Annotated in this window: 17 protein-coding genes; 12 read left to right on the top strand and 5 right to left on the bottom strand. The window is 57.1% G+C overall.

What is annotated here, in order from left to right:
- Positions 1 to 306: 306 nt before the first annotated feature.
- The 4 genes from Poly21_RS14545 (at position 307) to pepF (ending at position 8,187) form a co-directional block, all read left to right on the top strand.
- A complete protein-coding gene (locus tag Poly21_RS14545) occupies positions 307 to 2,985 on the top strand; it encodes a secretin N-terminal domain-containing protein (RefSeq protein ID WP_146407683.1) in 2,679 nt (892 codons plus the stop codon).
- Positions 2,986 to 2,989: 4 nt separating this feature from the next.
- Positions 2,990 to 4,495 (top strand): proprotein convertase P-domain-containing protein, encoded by a 1,506-nt coding sequence (locus tag Poly21_RS14540; protein ID WP_302118942.1) that lies wholly within the window; start codon positions 2,990 to 2,992, stop codon positions 4,493 to 4,495.
- 39 nt (positions 4,496 to 4,534) lie between these two features.
- Positions 4,535 to 6,199, top strand: a complete 1,665-nt coding sequence (locus Poly21_RS14535) for a sulfatase (protein WP_146407682.1) — start codon at positions 4,535 to 4,537, stop codon at positions 6,197 to 6,199.
- 176 nt (positions 6,200 to 6,375) lie between these two features.
- Positions 6,376 to 8,187, top strand: a complete 1,812-nt coding sequence (pepF, locus tag Poly21_RS14530) for an oligoendopeptidase F (protein ID WP_146407681.1) — start codon at positions 6,376 to 6,378, stop codon at positions 8,185 to 8,187.
- 59 nt (positions 8,188 to 8,246) lie between these two features.
- Here the strand turns inward: pepF and Poly21_RS14525 are convergent, their stop codons facing one another.
- A complete protein-coding gene (locus tag Poly21_RS14525) occupies positions 8,247 to 9,812 on the bottom strand; it encodes an MraY family glycosyltransferase (protein ID WP_146407680.1) in 1,566 nt (521 codons plus the stop codon).
- Positions 9,813 to 10,361: 549 nt separating this feature from the next.
- Here Poly21_RS14525 and Poly21_RS14520 point away from each other — a divergent pair.
- Both Poly21_RS14520 and Poly21_RS14515 read left to right on the top strand, forming a co-directional pair.
- Positions 10,362 to 11,504: a hypothetical protein gene (locus Poly21_RS14520; protein ID WP_146407679.1), complete on the top strand. Its 1,143-nt coding sequence runs from the start codon at positions 10,362 to 10,364 to the stop codon at positions 11,502 to 11,504.
- A gap of 52 nt (positions 11,505 to 11,556) precedes the next feature.
- On the top strand, positions 11,557 to 12,900 hold the full coding sequence (locus tag Poly21_RS14515) for a polysaccharide biosynthesis/export family protein (protein WP_146407678.1): 1,344 nt from the start codon (positions 11,557 to 11,559) through the stop codon (positions 12,898 to 12,900).
- Between the two features lie 153 nt (positions 12,901 to 13,053).
- Here the strand turns inward: Poly21_RS14515 and Poly21_RS14510 are convergent, their stop codons facing one another.
- A complete protein-coding gene (locus Poly21_RS14510; protein ID WP_146407677.1) occupies positions 13,054 to 14,304 on the bottom strand; it encodes a cupin domain-containing protein in 1,251 nt (416 codons plus the stop codon).
- Positions 14,305 to 14,533: 229 nt separating this feature from the next.
- Here Poly21_RS14510 and Poly21_RS14505 point away from each other — a divergent pair, with 229 nt between their 5' ends.
- Together Poly21_RS14505 and Poly21_RS14500 are read left to right on the top strand one after the other, a co-directional pair.
- Positions 14,534 to 15,745, top strand: coding sequence for an aldose 1-epimerase family protein (locus Poly21_RS14505; protein ID WP_146407676.1), 1,212 nt, complete (start codon positions 14,534 to 14,536; stop codon positions 15,743 to 15,745).
- The gene (locus Poly21_RS14500; protein ID WP_146407675.1) at positions 15,742 to 17,691 is read left to right on the top strand and encodes a serine/threonine-protein kinase; all 1,950 of its coding nucleotides are present in this window, start codon (positions 15,742 to 15,744) and stop codon (positions 17,689 to 17,691) included. Before Poly21_RS14505 ends, Poly21_RS14500 begins: the two co-directional genes overlap by 4 nt.
- A 92-nt stretch (positions 17,692 to 17,783) precedes the next feature.
- On the opposite strand, the gene pyrE is transcribed toward Poly21_RS14500, so the two are convergent.
- On the bottom strand, positions 17,784 to 18,359 hold the full coding sequence (pyrE, locus tag Poly21_RS14495; protein ID WP_146407674.1) for an orotate phosphoribosyltransferase: 576 nt from the start codon (positions 18,357 to 18,359) through the stop codon (positions 17,784 to 17,786).
- A gap of 344 nt (positions 18,360 to 18,703) precedes the next feature.
- On the opposite strand from pyrE, the gene hisH reads away from it, so the two are divergent.
- From hisH to Poly21_RS14480, 3 genes are all read left to right on the top strand, one after another.
- Positions 18,704 to 19,339, top strand: a complete 636-nt coding sequence (gene hisH, locus Poly21_RS14490; protein ID WP_146407673.1) for an imidazole glycerol phosphate synthase subunit HisH — start codon at positions 18,704 to 18,706, stop codon at positions 19,337 to 19,339.
- A complete protein-coding gene (locus Poly21_RS14485; RefSeq protein ID WP_146407672.1) occupies positions 19,336 to 19,941 on the top strand; it encodes a hypothetical protein in 606 nt (201 codons plus the stop codon). The genes hisH and Poly21_RS14485 overlap by 4 nt, the downstream gene beginning before the upstream one ends.
- Before the next feature lie 115 nt (positions 19,942 to 20,056).
- Complete coding sequence (locus Poly21_RS14480) at positions 20,057 to 21,058, top strand: sugar phosphate isomerase/epimerase family protein (RefSeq protein WP_146407671.1); 1,002 nt, start codon at positions 20,057 to 20,059, stop codon at positions 21,056 to 21,058.
- 38 nt (positions 21,059 to 21,096) lie between these two features.
- On the opposite strand, the gene Poly21_RS14475 is transcribed toward Poly21_RS14480, so the two are convergent.
- Positions 21,097 to 21,372: a YidH family protein gene (locus Poly21_RS14475; RefSeq protein WP_146407670.1), complete on the bottom strand. Its 276-nt coding sequence runs from the start codon at positions 21,370 to 21,372 to the stop codon at positions 21,097 to 21,099.
- A 6-nt stretch (positions 21,373 to 21,378) separates the two neighbouring features.
- Positions 21,379 to 22,872, bottom strand: coding sequence for a Si-specific NAD(P)(+) transhydrogenase (sthA, locus tag Poly21_RS14470; RefSeq protein ID WP_302118933.1), 1,494 nt, complete (start codon positions 22,870 to 22,872; stop codon positions 21,379 to 21,381).
- A 129-nt stretch (positions 22,873 to 23,001) separates the two neighbouring features.
- On the opposite strand from sthA, the gene Poly21_RS14465 reads away from it, so the two are divergent.
- Positions 23,002 to 23,850, top strand: a complete 849-nt coding sequence (locus Poly21_RS14465; protein WP_146408707.1) for a carbon-nitrogen hydrolase family protein — start codon at positions 23,002 to 23,004, stop codon at positions 23,848 to 23,850.
- Positions 23,851 to 23,860: the final 10 nt, after the last annotated feature.

Raw genomic sequence — 23,860 nt, 5'->3', positions numbered from 1 at the left:
ACCCGCCGTGCTCGGCGTCCATTGCAAGTGAACTCCGCATTTTTGGGGTTGACTTGGCTCGGTCAGTCCAAAGAATCGGGCAGCTTCAGAAATCGGCTGAAATTTGAGTTCATTCTCCCCATGCGGGTGAGTTTTGGCTATGATGCAGGTATCCCGCCTGCGGTCACCCTGTCCCGCAACGACTCCCGCCTTCATTCCACGCGTCAAAGCATTCGGCTTGGCGTCGTGCCCCACCCCAGATCGGCGTTATCGCTTTCGTTCGTCACGAATGATGAGCATCGCCGTCGCAGAATCTGATTAAATCCCATGATCACACTCCAACTTGCTAATGCGGTTGTGTTCCTTCGTGGCAGTCTCGGTCGCGCCGTCGCTCGTCTGCTCCCGCTGTGCGGTGGGACGGCGTTGCTGGTGGCGGCATTCCCGGCGACAGCCCAAGAAACCGCAACACCGACGAGCCAGGCTCCCGCAATGGAGTCCCACGCTGATCGCGAGGCTCGGCTTGTCGGTGAAGCAGCTCCTGCTGCCTTGACCAGTGACGCGACGGAGTCGATGGAAACGGCGACTGCGGTCGGGCCAGCCTCCGAATTGCGATTTTCTTTCAATGCCGCCCCGTGGCGAGACGTGATCGAGTGGGTGGCCGACGAGGCTGGACTGGCGCTACAGTTTGGTGAGTTGCCACCGGGCAGTTTCACCTATAACGACAAGGGATCCTTCAGCCCCGAGCAGGCGCTCAACCGCATCAACTTGTTTTTGATTCCTGAAGGGTTCGCGCTGGTTCGATCGGGCAATTTGCTATCGGTAGTCAACTTGAGCGACCCTCGCAGCTTGGCCCAACTCGACGCGATTGCCGAAATGGTCACTCCTGAACAGCTGCCATCCCTGAGTGACCAAGACGTTGTCAAGTGCCTGTTCCGTCTCGAGAAGTTCGATGCCGAGGAGGCCGTTGAGGAATTGTCGTCACTGCAATTGATGACAACACCCTCGGTGCTTGCCAAGACAAATCAACTGCTGATCACGGACACGGCGGCCAAACTGCGGAGCGTGCAACGGATTCTGGATTCCTTCCAGCCCGCCGCTATGAGTAACGGCACGGTGGTCAAGAGTTTTAAACTCGACCATGTCAGCGCCGAAGACGTCTTGGAAGTCGCCCGTCCCCACTTGGGACTGGCCACCGGCGAAATGATTGGTATCGACGTCAGCCTCTCCGCCGACGTGCTCGGCAAGCATCTGTTCGTTACTGGTGTCGAAGACAAGGTCAAGGTGATCGAGGGATTGGTTGAGGCGATTGATCAACCAGATCCGGAGGCAGAGAAGATGCAAGCGGATTCGGTCTTGAAGTCTTACGTCGTCGAGGGTGGCAATGTCGAAATGGTGTACGACGTGTTACAGACGCTGTTGTCGGGGCGTTCAGTGCGATTGTCGATCGACGAGAAGGCCGGCAGCATCGTCGCATTGGCGGACGCCAAAACTCAGCATGAAATCGAGATGACCGTCCAGCAATTGCAAGCCTCCGACGCGGCGTTCGAGGTTATCCCGCTGAAGAATATTGATCCCTATTACGCGGTCAATCTGCTCGAACAGATGCTGGATCTGTCCCCCACGGCATTTGATGATGACGATGAATCCGCTGCCGACCAACCTAAAATTGATGCTGACGCAGGCAATCGCCGATTGTTTGTTCGCGCCAAGCGTCCTCAAATCGAGCAGATCAAACAGATCATCGCTGATCTGGAGGCTTCCGAATCGGTGAGCGTCGGCGGCAACGTCCGCGTGTTGCCAATTTCAACCGGTCAAGCTGAACGCGTGCTGCAGACGGCAGCTCAGTTTTGGCGGGGCGACAACCCGATATCGCACCTACCCGCTGGCGATGATGAGACGGTCCCCACTGAGCGGGTGCCGTCGCAATCGACGTCCAGCCCGCCCTCTGCTCCCAATATCGCCCCCAGCGAAGACGATTCGCCGTTCGATTTGCAGCCATCCCGATCGGCACAGCACTCCGAGTCGTTTACCAAGGTCAATCGACCGCATCTGAGAGCGGACCAGGTCGACTGTGTCGTGTCGGCTGAAACGGCTCCGATCCAGTGCCAAATCACTCCGCGAGGCTTGCTGCTGCAGTCGAGCGACCCCGAGGCACTCGATCGCTTTGAAGAATTGGTCCGCGTCATCTCAGGTCCCACTGACGTCGCGACGACGAAGCCCATCATGTTTTACCTTCAGTACATGAAAGCCGATGACGCTTTGCGGATGTTGACCAAACTGATCGACGGGGGCGAATTTGCGAAGGAATCCGATGCCGGAACACTAGTCAATGGCTACATGTCGGCCCAGTCGTCGTTCTTGTCAGGTAGCTATCTATCCACCGCAGAGGGCACGCTGACACTGACCAGTGGCGCGATGACCGTCGTCGCTGACACCCGCCTGAATCGCTTGATCGCCCAGGGCCCGATCGCCGACATCACGATGGTGGAAGACTACCTGCGGATCATCGACAAAGAGAACGGAATCGCCGATGTCTTGACGCACGGTCACGCTCGCGTCATCGAACTGGTGAATATCAAGGCCAGTGAAGCGGCTGATGTGATCCGACAATCCTTCGGCAGCCGTGTGGCATCGAATGACAAGGATTCCGGCAATGGGAGCAACCAGGCCAGCAGTCGGCCCTCCAATGATGCCCGGTCATCCAAAGAAGACGCCCAGGCGCAGAAGCTGGCAGCAATGGCCAAGGCGTCGCAGCCTAAAGACCTCGCACCCACCATGACAGTGGCGGTTCACGAAGCGAGCAATTCATTGGTTGTGACCGCTCCTGAGCGACTCCTAGAAGAAGTCCAATCACTCATCAGCTTGATCGACTCACGCGGTGAACAAGCCATTGAGGTCATCGTGCCCACCAACGTATTGGCTGTCGAAGCAGCGCTCGAAGGTATGCTGATTGAAACATCAAGAAGTCGTTCGTCTTCGTCGAGCCGTTCGCGGTCGGAGCGCTGATCTGATGTCGATTGCAAAAGCATTTTCTGCTGCGACCTTGATGGTGGTCGTCTCCTGTGGTTGTTGCCAGTATGCATCCGCACAGGCGGGTCTCCGCGAGTCACTCGAAAGGCTCGACACCAACGGCAACGGTGAGATCGATCCCAGTGAAATCACGCCTCTGGCCCGGCCTTATCTGGAGCGAATTGCCGAGGCGCGGCGGATGTCGCTGGAGCGTTCCAACGATATTGATAAACTACAAGAAGCCGCGAGAGTTTATTATGCGATGCAAAACGGCGTATCTCGTAAGGAGGTTCGCCCTGAACGCGAAGGGCAACTCCGTACCTTTGGCGTTGATCGCGGTGATCCTTTGGTGCCGGAGTTTGGCACGGGTGACTTAAAGTACCCCTATACCGAGTCTGATCTCGAGGATGCTGATCGAATCCTGCGGCGGTTGGACCGTGACCACAGTGGGTCGATTGATCGGTCTGAGGCACGCCGCGGCGATTGGTCGTATCGGGATCCGTTTGCAGACGACCTCAATCAAGACGACCGGCTCAATCGGCTCGAACTTGCGCAGCGATACGCTCGGCGGCGGATGCTATCGAGTGACTCGGACGAACTGATCCAGAAAGCGCGGCGGACGGGCAATGGTATAAAACCATCAGACCCAGATCGCAGCCGTGATTCGCGCGAGGAGCGCTCATGGCGGCGGGGCGGCACCAGCCACTGGCTGGCATCGGGCATCATGGGCCGATTTGACCGAAATCGAGATGGGCACCTCGATCGGTCTGAATCTATCGAACTGGGAATGCCGGTTTCCCAAATCGATATCGACCGCGACGGCAACATCAGTCGTGACGAACTACTCAATCATGTGGTTGGACTCCAGGACGAGGCCGGCGGCATCGACAACGGCTTGCCAGGTTGGTTCTATGAACGCGACATCAACCAAGACAAACAAGTCTCCATGATCGAGTTCGCTCCCGAACCAACGCCGGAGGCAATCGCTGAATTCGGTGCCTGGGATGCCAATAGTGATGGGTTGTTAACGGCCAGTGAGTTGGCGGGATCTCGTGCTCTCGTCGGCGGCGTGTTTCGCAACTCCGAGGCGAAAGCATTGCCTCCTGGTCAAACCGTTATCTCGGAGATTGATGTCAAGGAAGACTTCTCAATTGCTGACTTGAACGTGCAGTTGTCGATCACCCATACCCATGCTGGTCAACTCGATGCCTATCTCACTGGCCCCGGTGGCGAACGCATTGAACTATTCACCGAGGTAGGCGGTCACGACGATAACTTTGATGAAACAATCTTTGACGATCAAGCGTCCGAGCCGATCGTCAAGGGACGCCCGCCTTTCGAGGGTAGCTATATCCCTGAAGGCTTGGTCAAGCATCAGCCTGGTCTGAGTGTCTACAATGGCAAATCGATTCAAGGGGTTTGGCAGCTGGTTATTCGTGGCACGCGCAGCGAGCGATTCGGTATGCTGCATAGCTGGAGCCTACAGGCCCGTCCGGTCGAGAACTAAAATCCCTGATCCCATCTAGCTGCTAGTATTTCCATCGCCATGAGGACCTCTCGAGTGACATTCAATCGGCGAGCGACGTCCCGCCGCGTCTTGCTGGGCATCGTGTCGCTAGCCGCTCTTCTGCTTCCCTGTCCAGATCGCTCAGGGGCGGACGAGATCGCGACGACGCCCCAGAGCGTTGCAACTTCCCAGCCCACGCGCCCGAATGTCGTCTTGATTTTGGTCGACGATCTCGGCCTTCGTGACCTGGGCGTCGAGGGCAGTACGTTTTACCGCACGCCTCACATCGATTCGCTCGCCGAGAGTGGCATGCGGTTCACGTCCGCCTACGCGAACTGCCGGGTGTGTAGCCCATCGCGGGCCAGCATCCTGCTTGGGCAGTTTCCGGCTCGCCATGGGATCACGCAGTGGATCGGTGGCGCGACGGGCACGCAATTCAATCGAAACGAACCATTGCTGCAGCCCGAATACGGTCGACGATTGCCCAGTGACGATGAGACGCTTGCCGAAGCACTCGCCGGGGCCGGTTACCGCACCTTCTTCGCTGGCAAATGGCATCTGGGCGGGGAGGGTTCGCGGCCGACCGATCACGGATTCGCGATTAACTTCGGTGGTCACTCCAAGGGTTCGCCTCCAGGTGGTTATTTTTCTCCATACAACAATCCCAAACTCAAGGACGGCCCAGCGGGTGAATCGCTGACCCTGCGGCTGGCTGACGAAACGGCCAATTTCATTTCGCCATCTGCCCCCGCAGCGGCGCCTTCGCCGTACTTTGCAATGTTGGCGTTCTACACGGTGCACGGTCCCATCCAGACATCGCAGCCCCTGTGGAAAAAATACCGCGATGCCGCGCCCGCACCGCCGGCCGACGGCAACCGGTTCCGCATCGATCGCACCCTGCCGGTGCGTCAGATTCAAGACAATCCGATTTATGCCGGGATGATTGAGCTGCTCGATGACGCCGTCGGTCGCGTGCTCGATGCCATCGATGCCTCGGGGCAACGAGATAATACGATCGTGATTTTCACCAGCGACAATGGCGGTGTTTCTTCGGGCGACGCCTACTCCACGTCCAACCTGCCGCTGCGTGGTGGCAAAGGCCGGCAATGGGAGGGAGGAATCCGCGAACCGTTGTACATTCGCTATCCCGCGTTGACGCACGCCGGCATGACTAGCGACGTGCCAGTCACTGGCGCAGATCTTTATCCAACCGTGCTCGAATTGGCAGGATTGCCGCTGCGACCACAACAGCATGCTGATGGTCAATCGCTGGAAAAGCTGCTCGCGGGCAAACCGGATGAGCGGCTCCGCGAGCGGCCTCTGATTTGGCACTACCCTCATTACGACAATCAGGGTGGTGAGCCCTCCTCGTTGATTCGATTGGGAGACTACAAACTGATCCACTACCATCTCGACGCGCACGACGAGCTATACAACCTGCGAACCGATCCATCGGAGCAACACGATATCGCCGCAGATCACCCTAGTCGGGTGAACAGCATGCGAGACATCCTGCTGACGTATCTACAATCCGTTGAAGCTCAATTTCCAACACCTGATCCACGCTACGACGCTGAGCAGGCCAGGACACGTCAAGCTCAGATCGAGGGTCCCGGCAAGCACCGCCTGGAGCAAGCTCACGCTGAGATGCTGGAGCCCGACTATCAACCCAACCCCACCTGGTGGGGAAGCGCCGTTGACTGATGGACGCGGTTTTTTCAAGGCCAGAGTCGCCGGAAGGTTGAAAATCGCATCCATTTCAGTAGCCATGCTCGGGCGAGCGTAGCAATCGGTTTCAGGGGCTACTTGAAGGCGGTGACGGATTCGTCGACGATGATCCCTGTTTTGCTCCGAATTCTCGCTTTCAACGGATTGCCCACATGACCGCGACCACCGCTCCAACAAAATTGCCACTCCGCAGCGACGTACCCGCTGAAGATTGCTGGGATCTGGCGAGTCTATATGAGACCGAAGCGGACTGGCAGGCTGACTTTGACAAAGTCGCCGGTCAGATTGATCGTTTTGCTGACTATCAAGGTCGATTAGGAGAAAGCGTCGATACACTATTGGAATTTCTCACCTTTGATCTCGCGATTGATCGCATCGCTGAGCGGTTGGGAACCTACGCGTTCTTGCGGACGAGCGAAGACCAGGGCGACAGCGACCACCAAGGGAGAAAGCTGCGGTTTCAAAACCTGGTCGTCAAAGCTTCTCAAGCCGCGAGCTTTGTGCGGCCTGAGCTACTGGCGATCGAAACTGAAACCATGGATGCGTTTTTGAACGATCCAAAACTCGCTCCGTTCCGACTGCAACTCGAGCGAGTTGTGCGTTATCGACCGCATACGTTGAGCGATCGCGAAGAACGACTATTGGCGATGCAGGGGGAGATGTCCGGAGCCGCTGGCAATGCATTCCGACAACTCAACGACGCGGATTTGAAGTTTGGTGACATCACCGACGACAGCGGCCGGTCCATCGAGTTGTCCCATGCCACATTCAGTCAGTTTCTGCTCAGTCCCAACCGTGACGTTCGGAAGGCCGCATTTGATCAGTATTACGGTGTTTTTGACGACCACCGTAACACACTCGCCGCGACACTCAGTGGAAGCATCCAGCGTGATGTCTACTATGCACGGGCCCGCAACTACACCAGTAGCCTCGAGGCATCGCTGTTTTCCGACAACGTCCCCACGACCGTCTATGACAACCTGATTTCAGCAGTGCGAGACTCGCTACCAGCCGTACATCACTATCTCGATGTGCGGCGGCGGAAGATGGGTTTATCGGACCTGCACCACTACGATACGTACGTACCAATCCTCTCCGGTATTAAGAAGCACCATACCTGGGACCAAGCTGTCGAAGTAATTTTGAAGTCGCTCTCGCCGCTGGGCAATGAGTACGTTGGTACACTCGAAGGTGGCCTGCGTGGCCGTTGGTCCGACCGCTATCCCAATCGGGGCAAGCAGAGCGGAGCGTTCAGTTGCGGATCCTTCGATGGCGATCCCTTCATCCTGATGAATTTTAAGGAGGAGGTGCTCAACGATGTGTTCACATTGGCCCACGAGGCAGGACACTCGATGCACAGCTGGTATTCCGCTTCGCACCAACCTTTCCAGTACTACAACTACACCATTTTTGTCGCCGAAGTGGCCAGCACGTTCAATGAACAATTGTTGACGGCTCACCTACTCGAGAATGCCCGAGACGACACCGAGCGGGCGTACCTGATCAACAACGAACTCGATGGCTTGCGAGCCACGGTGGTGCGGCAAACGATGTTCGCGGAGTTCGAGAAACGCACGCACGAAATGGCCGAAGCGGGTGAACCGCTGACGGTCGCTTCGCTACGTTCGGCTTACCGCGAACTGCTCGACGCGTATTTTGGTCCAGAGTTTGTGGTCGATGAGTCGCTGGAGCTGGAGTGTTTTCGCATCCCACATTTCTATCGAGCATTCTATGTCTACAAGTACGCAACTGGATTGAGCGCCGCGGTAGCACTCAGTCGCCGCGTCCTCAGCGGTGGGCAAGCCGAGCTTGACGACTATTTGGGTTTTCTGCGTGGAGGTTGTAGCCAGGACCCGCTCGATTTGCTCAAGGGAGCGGGTGTTGACATGACACAACCTGGCGCTGTGAAAACCACGTTAGACCACTTTGCCGATCTCACCAAACAACTTGATGAGCTCATCTAGAGATCCTGCTACCGAAAAAGCATCTCCGTCTTCCCAAACGATGTAAGACGGAATCGGCATCACGATACTTTGGACATCACATTCTGTGAGGCACTCACCGAATTGGGAGTGCCAGGTGATTTCGCTAGCGCGCGACGTTTGAACTCTTCGATCTGTTTCACGACATGCTCAACCTGAATTTGCAACTCGGCCGCATGCTCTAGAAAATCAGACAGGCGGTTCAAGGAGTCGGGATTCGATGAGGCGATGATTTCCAGGCGACCGATCGGAACTCGCTCTGACTGCCCACTGTGCTCGCGGGCGGCAAACAAGGGGATCCGCACGATGCTTTGGAATGCGGGTTCAGGTAACTGAACGCTCCGCCAAGTTGCGTGATAGCTCTCTTGCAACCATGCCATGTTAACGTCGATGATGACACTGGCGAGATTCTGACGAACGGCAAAGTCGATCAAAGGCTCCCACACATCATGCCACGGTCCGTCACCTTGGAGTTTCAAAACTCGCTCGTGTTTTTGCTGCTCGCAAACGGCTGGTCGCAGCGAAAATGAAATCAGCAGATGCCGAGCGCGGCCGGCGACCAATCGCAGTTCAGAATATCCAAAAGTCCGCGTGCCGACAAACACGGTCAAGACGATCAGTGCTCCCACGGGGGCCAACCACGACTGCTTCAACCATACCGAGGCAATCGCGGTCGAGGAACTCAACAGGCATGCCGCCGCGACAACCCACAGCGTTCCAACGCGGCCAAATCTCTCGTTGAGTAAATGGTGCATATGACCACGGTCAGTCGCATACAGGCTGCGCCCAGTCAGCCATCGACGGAGGATAGCTGCCACTGAATCAAACAGCGGCAAGACCAAAATGGCCAGGGGTGCTGCGGCAAAGGCTGTCGTCTCTTTGTGTTGGCACCACATTGACAGCACGCCGATGAGCAACCCCACCATCATACTGCCCGCATCGCCCAGAAAAATCGATGCCGGAGGGCGATTGTAAACAAGGAAGCCCACCAGAGCACCACACAGCGCAAACGCCGTCATCGTGATCAACGGCAGACTACCGTGTAAGAAACTAATCATTGCCAGCGCGCCCGATATAAAAATGCCGACCGTGGTCGCCATGCCATCAGCACCATCGAGCAAGTTCAACGCGTTGATGCAGAGCAGCAACCACAACACGCTAAAGGGCAACGCAAACACTCCCAACGGAATACTCAGCCCCAATAAACTGATCTCATCGAGCGACGTACCGCTCCCCACAACCACCATGGCAATGAGACATTGGGCCAATAGTTTTTGCCGACCGCGAAGAGACCATTTGTCATCGATCAACCCCACGATCAATATTGCAATTAACGCCCCCAACAAAACAAACCAACGTTGGGCGTCCATGTTCACGGGAATGGCATACTGCCAGCGCATTTGCAGGCCGAGCGGTACCCAAATTCCAATCAATAGGCTCGCGAACACTGCCACCCCCCCTGCGAGGGCGATGGGCTGTCCATGCAGCTTTCGCTCCGCATCCGGACGATCGACCAACCCAATGCGGACAGCAATGAACCGAACGATCGGAACGAGCAGTACCGCAGCGAATGCCGAAGCGAAGAATGCGAGAGAAAGAGGGAACATTATCTCAATGGAAAACCACACCCTACGAATTATGGGAAAAAGACACGAAGGATCGATTAGCTCGACGTTGCATTAATATCGTCATTCCTGGACACAAACGACCGTGCATCTATTCAACTTAGCTCGTGAAACCTCGAGTGGTAGCGAAAAACCGGTAGATTTACGGAACCTGCCCGTGCTCTGGAGACGAGCAGATTCCATGACGCATGGTCCGTGGGGCACCCAGCGTCTCTCTTGAGCAATATCCTAAGGGGTGCCGAACTCTACTCACGCCCGAGGCTATCTTAACCGGTCCCGCAGGGACATTCGGCGTCCCCGGCATGAACGCCACAATAGCCCAGGCCAGCATTTTCGGACTTTTAGGCTAAACCGAACAGTGAGAACGGGCGATAAAGAAGGCAAGGAAGACACTTGCTGCGGTACCACCGCTCAAGCGTTAGGTTCTCAATTCTGAACGCCGTTGCAGCCTGTGGGGGGCGAGATGGTGGCAGGAGACGTATCGCGTGATTGACACGCGGAGTCGACCAATCCACCGCGAGGGGAACTGGCATGATGCCCAAACTAGATAATTCGACATCGGAACCCGCCGCCGTCCAAGCTGCACCCAATCCAACTAGCCGATATTGGAAACGATGTGCTCTCGGGCTGGTACTGGGCATCGCGACAACGGGGCTCTCCGGTTGTACGGTCCTAGGTGGTCTCCAACAAAAAATCCAGCATTGCGATTGCATTGATGATTTCATGATCAGCCATCGCAATCAGGTGATGGCAACCCGAGCGTGGTTTCGCGTCAAGCACCACTACCGAGGACACTGCTACCTCAAAGACTTCCGGAACGGCTTCATTGCGGGGTATCTCGATGTCGCCAACGGTGGCGCGGGCTGCACACCGACGGTTGTCTCGTCCGAATACTGGGGTTGGCGTTACCAAAGTGGTACGGGCCAAGCCGCCGTCAATGCCTGGTACGAAGGCTTTCCGCTCGGTGCGAAGGCAGCCGAACAAGACGGCATCGGTAATTACAACTTGATCCAATTGAATGGTGCGCCCCAAGCGGGAACCAACATGACCGGATCAGCTTCGCCGACGCCAGCCATGGCTCCCATCCCACCAACGACCTCCCACACCTTACCGCCGGGCATCGTGCTCGATGAAGGTGAAACATTGGTGCCAGATGGGGTCACCGTTGAAGACAGAAACGCTGGAGCGACAAGTCCCAAACGGGCACCGGCGGAACGAAACCTCGAACCATCGCCCATCGAACGATCAGTCGAACCACCCGAAAAGGTCCCACCACCGGTGCGATCAAGACTCGAGGAGCTCGATGACGTATTTGACGACGAGAAGCCCGCTGAAGTCAGCATCGCTCCGTTTTCAAACGAGCTGAGCGAAGCGGTGCTCTCCGCCCCAAAGCCACGAGCGACTCAACCGGAGTTTGGCCTATGGGATGAGACGCCCAAGAGCGGACCAAGATCGTCCATCGGCAGCTCCCTAGGTCCAACGAATACACCCGCCCCCAGCGATCGAATAGAGCTGGTGCCGCGTGAAACCACACCGGTCTCGATGTCAAAGACATCCGGTCCTGCCGGCATCAACGACGTTGAACTCCCCTATGGCGTCAGTGAGCCCAGCCAAGCGGAAATTGACGCGGTTATCGAAGAGATCTTCGGAAAACAAGCCGGCGGATCACGCTAACAACTCGGTTCTGCGACCGAAAAACACATATCAAGTTCTGGAGAGTTCGAATATGAACACCACCGTTTTTCAATCCCCAGTCGGGCGACTTTTCCGCTCGGCCATCGGGTGCAGTCTTGCTGTCGCAGTGGCCACATCCCTGACCGGTTGTACGAGCTTAACTCAGCCTATCAATGGCATTCCTGCCAATCGATTGTCGCCAGAATTTTTCCCGCCGCCCAAGAACGATTTGGTTCCGGTCGACATCGCGATCTTGTCACGCGAACCGCCTCGCGACTATCAGATCGGCCCCGATGATATTCTCGGGGTGTATATCGAAGGTGTGTTACCATTCAACGCCCCTAACGCGCCGCCACAACCACCGCCGGTCAACTTTCCTGCCGAGAACAGCACCCTGCCGCCTTCGATTGGTTACCCCATCGCAGTGCAGAATGACGGTACTTTGGCTTTGCCGCTTATTGAGCCGCTCAAGGTCAGTGGGCTGACCCTCGATCAGGTGCGTGAAAAAATACGCCAGGTGTACATCAAAGAAGAGATTTTGCGTGAAGAGAAGGCGCGACCGATCGTCACGTTGATCAAGGAACGCACGTTTGATGTGATTGTGGTGCGGGAAGATGCCATCGGCGGAGGAAGCCGCGGTGGCGACGCGACCATCCTTGGTAGCGATCGCTCCGCCTCGGGCGGATTGGTGAAACTCCCCGCCTACCAGAACGATGTGCTGCATGCCCTGGTGGAAACCGGCGGATTGCCAGGGCTCACCGCTAAGAATGAAGTCCTCGTGTTGCGAGCGTCGGAAGCGGACAAACGTAAACGCGCTGATTTTCTTCGCGAGTACTGGGCCGCCCAACGCGCAGCGGAAGTCGACCCGTGCTACTGTGCACCGGAGTTACCCGATGATCCTTCGATCCTCCGCATCCCGTTGCGGGTGAGCCCAGGCGTCATTCCGAATATTTCCGAAGAGGACATCACGCTGCAAGATGGCGATATCGTGTATATCGAAAGCCGAGAAACGGAGGTCTTTTACACCGGTGGATTGCTGCCAGGTGGTCAACACTTGCTACCGCGAGACTATGACCTCGACGTGCTGGGCGCGATGGCATTAGCCGGCCAAGGGATCGGATCCGAAGCTCGGGGAGGTGGTGGTGGTGGAATCGGGGGTCTGCGAAGCATGGGTGTGGCTCCGGGTATGCTCTACGTCCTTCGCAACACGCCGTGCAAGGGGCAGGTTGCGATCGAAGTCGACCTCGCCAAAGCGATCAATGATCCCCGCAGTCGCCCCCTGGTCCAACCTGGTGATACGCTAATCCTGCAGTACAAGTGCGAAGAAGAAGTCATCAACTTCGGTTTGGGGACGTTCTTCACCTATGGGATTCGCGAGCTGTTTAACAACCGCTAGTGATCCCGCCGCCAGGACTGCTCTCAGGCGTCACGTTACAGGCTAACGTGAGCCGAGAGTGTTAGACGGCCGTCCAGGCGACTTTCCCAGTCGCTCAAGAAAGCATCGAGAGCCGCAGGTTAGACAACCTGCGGCTCTTTTTTCGCTACCGACTCACGAGCCGGCTTTCGGCAGGTCCGAATGGGCGTCGGGTCCAAAGTAGCGGAGGCCGACGAGTGGCTCGCTACCAAGATTCTCGATTTCAACGCCACCTGTCGCGGCCACGTGCGAAATGAAGACTTCGTCTGTTGTATTCTCACCAAAATGAATCATGGCGGGCGTTTGCAAATCGAGAGAACCGATTCGCCCCCGACCTTGCACGGTGATCCAGCTACTTGTGGCGCCGTCCTTCAGCGTGCATTTCGCGCCGGGCTGGATCGTTAACTCCTTCGCACTGAAACACTGTTTGCCATCAACGGTTCCATAAACGATCCACAAATCTTCGAAGCCATCGCCGCTGCGTTTCTCATCGCGGATCGGTTCGAGATAATTGCTGTTCTTGAAATGGGTGTCAACGTTCTTGTCCCAGTCCAATTGGCCGACAATGAAGTCGAGGTCTTGGTGTTTTTCCTCAGGCATGTCTTTGACCAACAGCGACCACGGTACATAGCGACCTTCGACGATGGATTGGTACATACCGAACACGTCGCTGCCCCACTGAGGTTCGTACGTGCACAGCGATCCGGGGGCATGCAGGACTCCCGGCGGGATCAGCCACCCGGTGCCCCGCTTCAGACGGTAGGCGCGGCTGAGGTCGAGAATGCCATTGTCACCCGCGTTCCAGTTTTCCAGGCAGCGCCGCACATCCTCAGGCTGAGTTCCTGGCTCAAGTCCCATGAACGTGTACGCAAAGTTATTGTCGACATTATTCAGTTGGGGCGGGAAATAATAGCTTTCCGGTTTGCCTTCCTGGCCGACGAGTTTGGCATCCTCGAACGTTTGATGCATATGATGCGGGATCGGGCCCATGTTGTCAAAGAATTTCGAGTACACCGGCCAGCGATCGTATTCATTGAAAATTGCCTCGCCGACCAGGTCAACGCCCCGCTCGGCGACAGCATCTTTGAGCATGAACTTTTTGCCTTCGAACAGACAGAAGCTCTGGCCTTCGTGCCACACGCGACCTTCATTGGCAGCGTCGGTCGTGCTGCCGAACCAGCGTTCGTCGATACCTCCTCGGTCAGCACCAAACCGGTAATAATCGCCGGGATGCAGTTTGATACGACGCCCGGGGTGCAAAAATGAGCGTGGCACCCAAGTGGGCGTCAATCGCAAAACCCCCTCCCCCGCATCGAGTGCTGAATCGAGTAACTTGGTGACACTGTCGCCTCGCACAAGGCCTTCGTCTAATTTCACGTTGCTCATCGAAGTAGGTCCGCTTACGGATTGGCTGGGAAGGTGGGAAAATGGGTGAACGCTGGCTGCGGCGGAGCCCGAGGCCCAGAATAGTCGTCGATCGCACCAGCAGCCGTTGTTTTACGCTGATTGCGGTACCATTACAAGAAAGCATTGGACCGTAGCGTCGTCGACAATCGATCCTTGATCTGTCACCCCTGCCGCATTTTTTTCTTCCTTCCAACCTTCCGTTTTTGTTATGCCGACTGAAACTATCGTCCTGCGAACCACCGAAGACCGTGAAGATCGCATTGAATGGGATGAATCGAGCGTATTGCACCTGACCATCGAAACCCGTGTCGGGGAGCTGAGAGTTCGCCGCGGTGTGTTTCGCGGCGGCGTCAGTGAGGGGGTGGAGATCATCCGACTGGCCAACGAACGGATGCATGTCGATATTTTGCCGACCCGGGGTATGTCGATTTGGCGGATGCAAGCCAATGGGGTCCGCTATCAATGGCAATCGCCGGTGGTCGGCCCTGTTCACCCGAACTACGTCGACATCGGGGAGCCGAGCGGACTGGGATGGCTTTCCGGTTTCGACGAACTGGTGGTGCGCTGTGGTCTTGAAAGCAACGGGGCTCCCGAGCACGACTCGTCCGGGCGGCTGGTCTATCCGCTGCATGGTCATATCGCCAACACCCCCGCGGACGCGCTCTCGGTGGAGTTTGACGAAGCATCCGGACGGGTCGAATTGGTTGCTGAAACGATCGAAGCTCGATTGTTCTTCAAACGCTGGCGAATGCGCACTCGAGTCCGTATCCACGCTGATCGCGACGACGTGGAGCTGCTCGATGACGTGACCAACGAACTTTCCACGCCAGAGTCGATGCAGTTGCTCTATCACATCAATGTCGGCTCTCCACTGCTCGGCGAAAACGCGACCCTGAGCATGGCGTTGGATGAACTGGCCCCACGTGACGACCACGCGGCCGAACAGATTGATCAGTGGAACCGGGTGGAAGGCCCCACCTCGGCCTATCAGGAACGTGTCTATTTTGCTCGTCCGCTGCCAGACGATTCCGGCATCGCCCGGGCGTTGCTCGCCGACGCAGAACGCAAACGTGGATTGGAGGTTCGCTTTAAAACCTCAACCCTCCCCTGGTTCATCCTCTGGAAAAACGCTGCGGAGACAGGCGACGGATATGTGTGTGGCCTCGAGCCGGCGACCAATTTCCCAAACCAACGTAGTTTTGAACATGAAAACGGACGCACGCTGAAACTTGACGGCGGGGAAACAGCTTCCTTCCGCGTGACGCTGTCGCCACTGACCACGCAGGCGGCGGTCCAACAATCCGAAGATGTTATTCGCAAGCTGAGCAATGATCAGTCCGTTCGCATTTCACGCACGCCGCACAGCCGCTGGAGTGCCGGAGCGAACGAATCAACCGACGCCAACGGAGCATCGCCATGAGCGAATTCGAGTGCCTCGGACCCTATAAACTGGGAAAGGTCATCGGTCGGGGTGGAATGGGCTCCGTCTACGAGGCGACGCATGTCACCTCCGGCGATCAAGTTGCTGTCAAATTGATCGCACAACATGTCGCCGACGATATGCGATTCCGCCGCCGTTTTGACGCCGAAGTCGAAACGCTCCGCCGCCTTCGCCATCCTGGCATCGTTCATTTAATCGGTTATGGCGAAGAATCAGGTCGCTTGTTCTATGCGATGGAACTGGTCCGGGGTGAATCACTGCAACAGCGCATCCGTGATGTTAAGCGTATGAGTTGGCTGCCCGCGGTCGACATTGCGATTCAGATCACCTCTGCGCTCAAACATGCCCACGATATGGGTGTGATTCATCGTGACCTCAAACCGGCGAATTTGCTGTTAACAGCAGCGAATGAAGTCAAAATTGTGGATTTCGGTATCGCTAAACTGTTTGGGTACGGTGACCAGACGCTCGCCGGTTCTGTACTCGGTACCGCCGACTACATGGCGCCCGAACAAGCTGGTGATGGACCGATCACGCCACGGACAGATTTGTACGCCTTGGGCAGTGTGATGTACGCCATGATGGCGGGTCGGTCCCCGTTCGCAGGCAAGAAACTGACGCAGGTCATCGAGGCACTCCAACAGGACCAGGCCGTGCCGCTGGATTTGATCAATCCAGATATCCCGCACGAAGTCGTTGAGATTGTTCACGATCTGCTCGAAAAAGATACTCGCGATCGACCGCCAACGGCGATTGCGGTCAATAAGCGACTCAAAGCGACGCGGGCAGGGCTGCAGAGGGGACAGACGGTATCCGTGCAGGATCAAACGACTCGAAACGAGTCCGACAGGCACAATGGCACAAACGCTAGTGTTGATAGCGGGTCACCCGATCTGACTGGTGGGCTGCACGGCGATGAGCTCAATATCGCCGGCAGCGGTACGGCACAAAAGAACTTGGACGACGCCCGTGACGGATCTTCCGTTTCAAATTCGAGCGGCGTCTTTTTAAGCCGTGGCGACGATCGTGCCACCGCAGGTACCGACATTCCCAATAACACCGGCAGCCGAACGGATGACAGCGAGACCGCGTCACCCACGCAGTCACCGACCAGTTTTCAGACCGTGGAGCAGGACCATTCCAATGATGGCTATTTCCATGGCGACGTCACTCCCGCGCCCACGCACCATTGGTTACAGATCGCGTCCTTCACAGCAATGCTTGCAATTCTGGCGGGCGGCGTCTATCTGTTCCTGCGTGCTACTCGCGTTCCTTCGGCGGATTCAATGTACGCCACGCTACAGACCGCTGCGCGAGAGGACGAGCTGACCTTGAATGAATCGCTGATGGATCGATTTCTCGTACACTATCCTGACAGCGAACACGTCCACCAGGTCGAGCGGTGGAAACAGCAAGCTGACCTCGAACGAACTCTGAAACGCTTCGCAACGCGTTCGCGAAGACTCGGAGGCGTGGAGAAGCTCAATCCAGCGGCCCAGACGTTCATCGAGGCAATGGAACTGCGGACGACCTCGCCTGTCGAGGCGAAAAAAAAGCTCCTCGCCTGGCAGGTATTGTTCACGGACGACCAAGCAACGCCGAGCGCCGCGGATGATGAACTCGAACAGGTTGATCCATTGCTCGCTATCGACCACTTGGCCAAGCTCGTCCGCGAAGAATTGCTACGACTGGACGATCAAGACGCCCCCCTTCTGGAAACGGATCGGCGAGTTGAGATGCTGCAAAAACGGATCCAGGCCAGCGGGCAGATGAGCCCTGAAAAACGCACCAAATTGTTGCGTAGTGTCATTGAGCTATACGGCAATCACAGCTGGGCTCGACCCGTCGTCGATCAGGCCGCCGCGATGCTCGCGACTCCTGCGGAGAATGTGGAACTCATCCCCAGCGACCCCGATATGCAGTGATCTGTGGCGAGCTGAGATTGAGTGGGCGGCAGCCCGCCGTCCATTCGCCCAACGCCTGATTCCGGCCCAACGCCTGATACCGGCTCGACGGCTCATTCAGGCTCGATGCCGAAGTCTCGAATCGTCAGGAGGGAATGCAGTTGCAGCCCCTTGGCGGCAAACGCGGCCTCCCCCCCGGCCAGACGATCGATAATGGCGAGAACATACATCACGTTGAGCCCAAACGCCTGAGCTGCCTCGGCAGCTTGGATCGCACTACCGCCGCTGGTGATCACGTCTTCGACGATGACTACGTTCTGGCCAGGCTCAACGGGCCCCTCGACTTGGCGGCCCATCCCATGGTCCTTGGCCTCCTTGCGAACCATAAACCCGTACAAATCGATTTCTTGGCCGCCGGCGATGGTGACAATCGAAGCGGTGATCGGGTCAGCACCAATGGCCATCCCGCCGACCGCATCGGGCATATCGCCACTGACCGTGCCCTGTTTTCCAATGAAGTTCAACATCGCGTTGCCAATCAACCCAGCACCCTGGGGATGGAGCGTCACGCGACGACAATCGAGGTAATAACTTGCCGTTTTTCCACTGGCAAGCGTGAACTCACCGCGCTGAAGTGCCTCTTTCTGCATGAGATCGATCAAGGGTTTTAGGCTAGCGTCGGCAGGCATCGGCAAGTTTCACAAAACGAAGGAATAGTGGATGGGACGGTGAATACTTTCGTATCAGAACTTCTCGCATTGTAGCAGTTCGGGCGTTACCCGTTGGGCAACGCTGCGCAGCATGATTGTGCCGCGATTCGGCAGCCAGGGAAAGACATCGCACGACCTTTTTTAATTGATCCCACTGGCTTAGACTCAATACGACTCCCGCGTGGATGGTTAGGTATTTTATGGACGCGCGTTGGAAGTGGAGCAAGGATGCGAAATGCGCTCCTTCAATGAGCTCCATCTTTCGAGCAACCTAAGCCACTTCAGACCGCCGGGAATCCACACCACACTCTACAGCCAATCACATGATTACCATTGTCGACTATCAGATGGGGAACCTGCGGAGCGTCCAGAAGGCGGTCGAGCGGGCCGGCGTGCCAGCGACGATCACCAGCGACCCCATGGAGATCGCGTCCGCCGAGCGTTTGATTCTGCCCGGCGTGGGAGCATTCGGTGACGCGATCGCGGAAATCCGCAGCCGCGATCTGGAGTCACCGATTAAAGATTTTCTGGCAGCGGACCGACCCTTCCTCGGCATTTGCCTGGGGCTGCAGATGCTCTTCGAACAAGGCTACGAGCACGGTACCCACGAGGGTCTTGGCGTGATTGCGGGTGACGTCGCTAAATTCTCACTGCCGCCGCATTTCAAGGTACCCCACATGGGCTGGAATACCGTCGATATCGGCCCTGCCGGAGTGGATCTAGACATCTCCGCACAAACACACTTTTATTTCGTGCACTCTTATTTTGTGCGGCCGACCGACGCCAGCGTCGTAGCCCTGACATGCGACTACGGCGGTCCATTCTGCGCGGCGATTCGCCGAGGCAATCTGCTCGCGACTCAGTTTCATCCGGAGAAGAGCCAACAGGCCGGATTGCAATTGATCGAACGTTTCGCCCACGGCAACCTGACCTCTCCATCAACCGCGACCAGCTCATGACCGCCGACAACGACACCGCTATCGATCCAGCGATCGCTGCCCGCATGACAACGCCCACCGATCATCGCCTCGGCAGCGACGATGGACTCCGTGTCGTTTTCACATGGCAGACCGATCGTTATGCCCACACGATTTACGCCGCCGGCGGCCGTCAGCTGATCGGTTACGAAGGCTCCGCGCAAGACGACTGGCCAGCGTCAGCTGCCCTCTCGCAACTTTCCACTGAAATCATTGATGGCCGGCCGACCATCTTAGGCGTTGGCTGTAGTGGCACCACTCACTTCAGTGTCAGCGTGCAACTCAGCGATACCGACGGCGGGCAACCCTTCATTCAGTTTGATTGGGCTGCCCGACTTGCCAAGCCACTTAGCGCCATCGATATCGCCGAAACCCCTTCAGACCAAGCTGAGCCGCCCTTGGCGTGGCTGGGTAGTACCTATCGGCTGCCTGCCGACTATCCATCGGATTGGTGCATTGAGACCCGAGGCGCGACCTTGCTCAAGCGCGCCGGCGGCGAGAGTCCCAATCGCCTGATCCTGCAGCCGACTCGCATGGATCAGGTGCGCACCGTGGAGTGGTCGTATCGCATCCAAGCCAGCTGAGTTCCCGTGGCGAGAACATGCTGGTTGTCGTTCAGCGATCTGAGCTGATAGCGTTTCCGCGTTGGAGTAGAATGCGTCGATCCATTCGAGACACTCCCTGCATTCTGGACCCGCCATGTCAGCTATCCCCCGCCGTCACTTTCTCTCCGCCGCCGCTGGGGCGGGTGTACTCAGCGCCACGGTCCGCTCTTCGTCGGCAATCGACCAGGCCGGAAACCCTGTCGAGAAGCTCGAGAAACAACACCCACAAACGCCTCCACTCTCGCTCAATACGAGCACGATTCGCGGCCACAAGCTCTCCCTGCCTGAACAGATTCGCGTCACATCGGCTGCCGGTTACGACGCGATTGAGCCCTGGATCGGCGACATACGTAGCTACGTCGACGGCGGCGGAACGCTCGGGGAATTGCGGCGGCAACTCGACGATGCGGGGCTCGAACTCGCTGGCGCTATCGGGTTTGCTAAATGGATTGCCAATGATGACAGTGAGCGTGCAGCAGGACTCGACGAGGCCCGGCGTGACATGGAAATGGTCCGCAGTCTGGGCGGCGTCCGCATGGCCGCTCCGCCGATTGGTGCGCACACGGCGCAGGCGCTTGCCGCCTCCGGCCCGATCGAATTGCAGGTCGTCGGCGAGCGGTATCGAGCGTTACTGGAGGTCGGCGATGAACTGGGCGTGACGCCACTGCTCGAACTGTGGGGATTCTCGCCAACCCTCAGTCGTCTGGAGGAACTCGCCTACGTCGCCACGGCGACAGCGCACCGGCGCGCCGCGGTGCTGCCGGATTTCTATCACATCTACAAAGGCGGCAGCGACATGGCGTCGCTAGGCATGATCGAAGCGTCTCGGATGCCACTGTTTCACATCAACGACTACCCCAGTGATCCACCCCGTGCCACCATCAGCGACAAGGACCGCGTCTTTCCCGGTGACGGCGTTTGTCCCTTGGTGCCCACCATCGCAATGCTACTGACAAATGGTTTCACTGGCACATTTTCGCTGGAACTGTTCAACCCCGGCTACTGGAAACGCCCCGCTGAGCAGGTTGCCAAGGAGGGCTATGAGAAATCTCGCGCGGTCATTCATGAGGCCCTCCAGGTGGTCTCTAACGCGTGAGCACGACTGCGTCCATCGATGCCCAATGGCTCGGTGCGTTAGCCATCATCACCCCTGATTCGGCCCTGCTGTTTGACGAAACGTGTGACGCCGACAACAAACAGAGCCACGCCTATGATCAGCAGCGTGATGCCGAGGGCAATTTTGTCGCGGCTGTCACCAAAAAACTTAATCACCGTAGCGCCCGTCCCAGCAATCATCAGCGACGTTCTCGCGTATGCAAGCAACGTCCGCTCATTGGCCAGATCGGTGCGGATCAATGCCAGTTCATTGCGACGGTCAGGGATGGTCGGTTCCGGTGCAGACGGTGACATAGGGACTCAGAACAGACGGTTGATGCCGTTGAGCGCCGCGACGCGGTAGGCCTCGGCCATGGTGGGATAATTGAAGGTCGTCTCAATGAAGTATTCAACCGTGTTATGTTCATCGGGTTGATTCATAATCGCTTGACCAATATGGACAATCTCAGACGCGTTGGCCCCGAAACAGTGCACTCCCAACAGGCGTTTCGTCTCACGGTGAAAGAGCAGCTTGAGCATACCAACTGTTTCACCGGTGATCTGTGCGCGGGCGAGAGAGCGAAACTGTGAGTGCCCAACTTCGTATGGCACGCATTGCTCGGTGAGTTCCCGTTCGGTACTGCCGACGGAACTGATCTCGGGGCTGGTGTAGATTCCAGCGGGAATGTCGTTCAAACGCAGATTTCCACTTGTGTGACCGAGCATGTGCATGCCTGCGGCACGGCCCTGCGTGTAGGCGGCACTCGCCAAGGAGGGAATGCCGATAACATCGCCGACGGCGTAAATATGCGGCAGGCAGGTTTGAAACTGCTCGTCGACTTGTATCTGCCCACGCCGATCCGCTTCAATTGGTAAATGCTGCAAACCAAGATCGTCTGTGTTGCCTTGCCGCCCGTTGGCCCAGAGGAAGACGTCGGACTTCAATACCTTGCCGCTCTTGAGGTGTAAGACAACGCCGTCGTCACGGCCCTCAATGCGATCCATGGTTTCGTTGTGCCGAATGATGACGCCTTGATCGCGCAAATGATACGATAGCGCGTCGATAATCTCATCGTCGAGAAACTCGAGCAGCTTTTCGCGAGTGTTGACGAGATTGACTTTGATGCCGAGGTTGCGGAACATCGATGCGTATTCGGTGCCGACAACGCCGGCGCCGTACACGGTGATCGTAGTCGGTTTATCCTCCATATCGAGGATGGTATCACTGTCGAAGATCCGCCGGTGAGTAAAGTCGACATCGGAGGGACGATAGGGTCGTGACCCTGTTGAGATTACAAAATGCGCCGCTGTGATCGGTTCTCCGTTATCGATAGAAACCGTGTGCTCATCGAGAAATCGAGCCTGCCCTCGATGGATCGGCACATTATTGCGATCGTAGAACGACTGTCGCATGGTGACCTGACGCCCGATGATCGCTTGGGTTCCCCGGCGGAGTTGCTCCATCGTCGGCGAGACGGTGAAACCGAGTTCCCGCATCACCGGATTGGATAACGCTTTCATCGTACTGGTGACTGCGTAGCGAAGGGCTTTGCTAGGGATGGTGCCCCAATGCGTACAACCACCACCGATTTGGCGGTATCGCTCGGCGACGCCCACTCGCCAACCACCTTTGGCAACTTGCATGGCTGCCCCTTCGCCGCCTGGGCCCGTGCCGATCACGAACAAGTCGTAATCGTATTTCGCACGTTCCGCATGCGGCATCGGTTGCGTTATCGGGGCAGAGACTGCAGACTCACGAGCGTCGTCACTCGCGGCGGTCTCAACGTTGTCGATCGGTGTGCTGGTCGAGCTCAATTTCGATCTTTCTGTTTTCGGAAGTCTTGAAATTATGAAGTACGGGACGTGTCCATCGCCAGCCGATTCTGGTTGAATCACCGGTGAGAGAGGATGATTCTCAAATTCCGCCAACCCCCAGGTTTTACGATGTTGCTCGCCTGCGTCCAGACCGACGTCCAATTTGCCTCCGTAGAGGCGAATTTGAAGACCGTGACCGACACGCTTGATCAACTGGCGAACCAACACGTGGAATTGGCCGTTTTTCCTGAATGCATGTTAACCGGATACGCGTTCGAGAGTCGATCCGACGCCAGTGCTGTAGCCGTACGGGACAATGGTCCTGAAATCGAAAAAATCGTCGCAACTGCCAAACGGACTGGCGTTGCGCTGACCGTCGGCACGCTACTGGCCGAGGGCGAACAGCTCTACAACGCCGCCCTTTTGATTGACGGCAGCGGCATCGTGGGACGTTACCACAAGGTACACCTGCCGCATCTCGGTGTGGATCGCTTTGTCGACCGGGGTAAGATTCCCTATCAAGCCTACACTCTCGACCAGAGCGGCGCGCGTGTCGGGATGGCGATCTGCTACGACAGTTCCTTTCCCGAGCCCATGCGAGTGCTGGGACTCCAAGGCGCCGACATCATTGCCCTGGGGACGAACTGGCCGGTTGCCGCTTCCCGCACGGCCGAGATCGTTCCGCCTGCCCGGAGTATGGAAAATCACCTGTTCTTCGTCGCCGCCAATCGCATCGGCTCAGAACGAGGCTTTGATTTTTGCGGACTCAGCTCGATCTGTGGCCCCGATGGAGTGGAACTCGCCCGGGCCGCCGGCGATGAGCCCACCATTCTGCTGGCAGACGTTGACCTGCAGGCGGCGAGAAACAAGCGAATTGAACGCACCCCGGGGAAACACGTCATCGATCGCTTTGCCGATCGTCGCCCTGAATTCTACGATATGATCACGACGTCTCTCGATAAGCCCGGCAGCCGGTAACGATACATCC

Origin of the sequence: Allorhodopirellula heiligendammensis, assembly GCF_007860105.1 — a bacterium.
Taxonomy (GTDB): domain Bacteria; phylum Planctomycetota; class Planctomycetia; order Pirellulales; family Pirellulaceae; genus Rhodopirellula; species Rhodopirellula heiligendammensis.
This window is presented reverse-complemented; position numbering and strand designations above follow the sequence as displayed.

Excerpts from the sequence above, each read along its gene's own strand:
- Poly21_RS14525 (WP_146407680.1), bottom strand. The coding sequence starts at position 9,812 with ATGTTCCCTCTTTCTCTCGCATTCTTCGCTTCGGCATTCGCTGCGGTA.
- hisH (WP_146407673.1), top strand. The coding sequence starts at position 18,704 with ATGATTACCATTGTCGACTATCAGATGGGGAACCTGCGGAGCGTCCAG.
- Poly21_RS14500 (WP_146407675.1), top strand. The coding sequence starts at position 15,742 with ATGAGCGAATTCGAGTGCCTCGGACCCTATAAACTGGGAAAGGTCATC.
- Poly21_RS14475 (WP_146407670.1), bottom strand. The coding sequence starts at position 21,372 with ATGTCACCGTCTGCACCGGAACCGACCATCCCTGACCGTCGCAATGAA.
- Poly21_RS14480 (WP_146407671.1), top strand. The coding sequence starts at position 20,057 with ATGTCAGCTATCCCCCGCCGTCACTTTCTCTCCGCCGCCGCTGGGGCG.
- Poly21_RS14505 (WP_146407676.1), top strand. The coding sequence starts at position 14,534 with ATGCCGACTGAAACTATCGTCCTGCGAACCACCGAAGACCGTGAAGAT.
- Poly21_RS14540 (WP_302118942.1), top strand. The coding sequence starts at position 2,990 with ATGTCGATTGCAAAAGCATTTTCTGCTGCGACCTTGATGGTGGTCGTC.
- Poly21_RS14510 (WP_146407677.1), bottom strand. The coding sequence starts at position 14,304 with ATGAGCAACGTGAAATTAGACGAAGGCCTTGTGCGAGGCGACAGTGTC.
- Poly21_RS14535 (WP_146407682.1), top strand. The coding sequence starts at position 4,535 with ATGAGGACCTCTCGAGTGACATTCAATCGGCGAGCGACGTCCCGCCGC.
- Poly21_RS14515 (WP_146407678.1), top strand. The coding sequence starts at position 11,557 with ATGAACACCACCGTTTTTCAATCCCCAGTCGGGCGACTTTTCCGCTCG.
- Poly21_RS14545 (WP_146407683.1), top strand. The coding sequence starts at position 307 with ATGATCACACTCCAACTTGCTAATGCGGTTGTGTTCCTTCGTGGCAGT.
- pepF (WP_146407681.1), top strand. The coding sequence starts at position 6,376 with ATGACCGCGACCACCGCTCCAACAAAATTGCCACTCCGCAGCGACGTA.
- Poly21_RS14520 (WP_146407679.1), top strand. The coding sequence starts at position 10,362 with ATGATGCCCAAACTAGATAATTCGACATCGGAACCCGCCGCCGTCCAA.
- Poly21_RS14485 (WP_146407672.1), top strand. The coding sequence starts at position 19,336 with ATGACCGCCGACAACGACACCGCTATCGATCCAGCGATCGCTGCCCGC.
- Poly21_RS14465 (WP_146408707.1), top strand. The coding sequence starts at position 23,002 with ATGTTGCTCGCCTGCGTCCAGACCGACGTCCAATTTGCCTCCGTAGAG.
- pyrE (WP_146407674.1), bottom strand. The coding sequence starts at position 18,359 with ATGCCTGCCGACGCTAGCCTAAAACCCTTGATCGATCTCATGCAGAAA.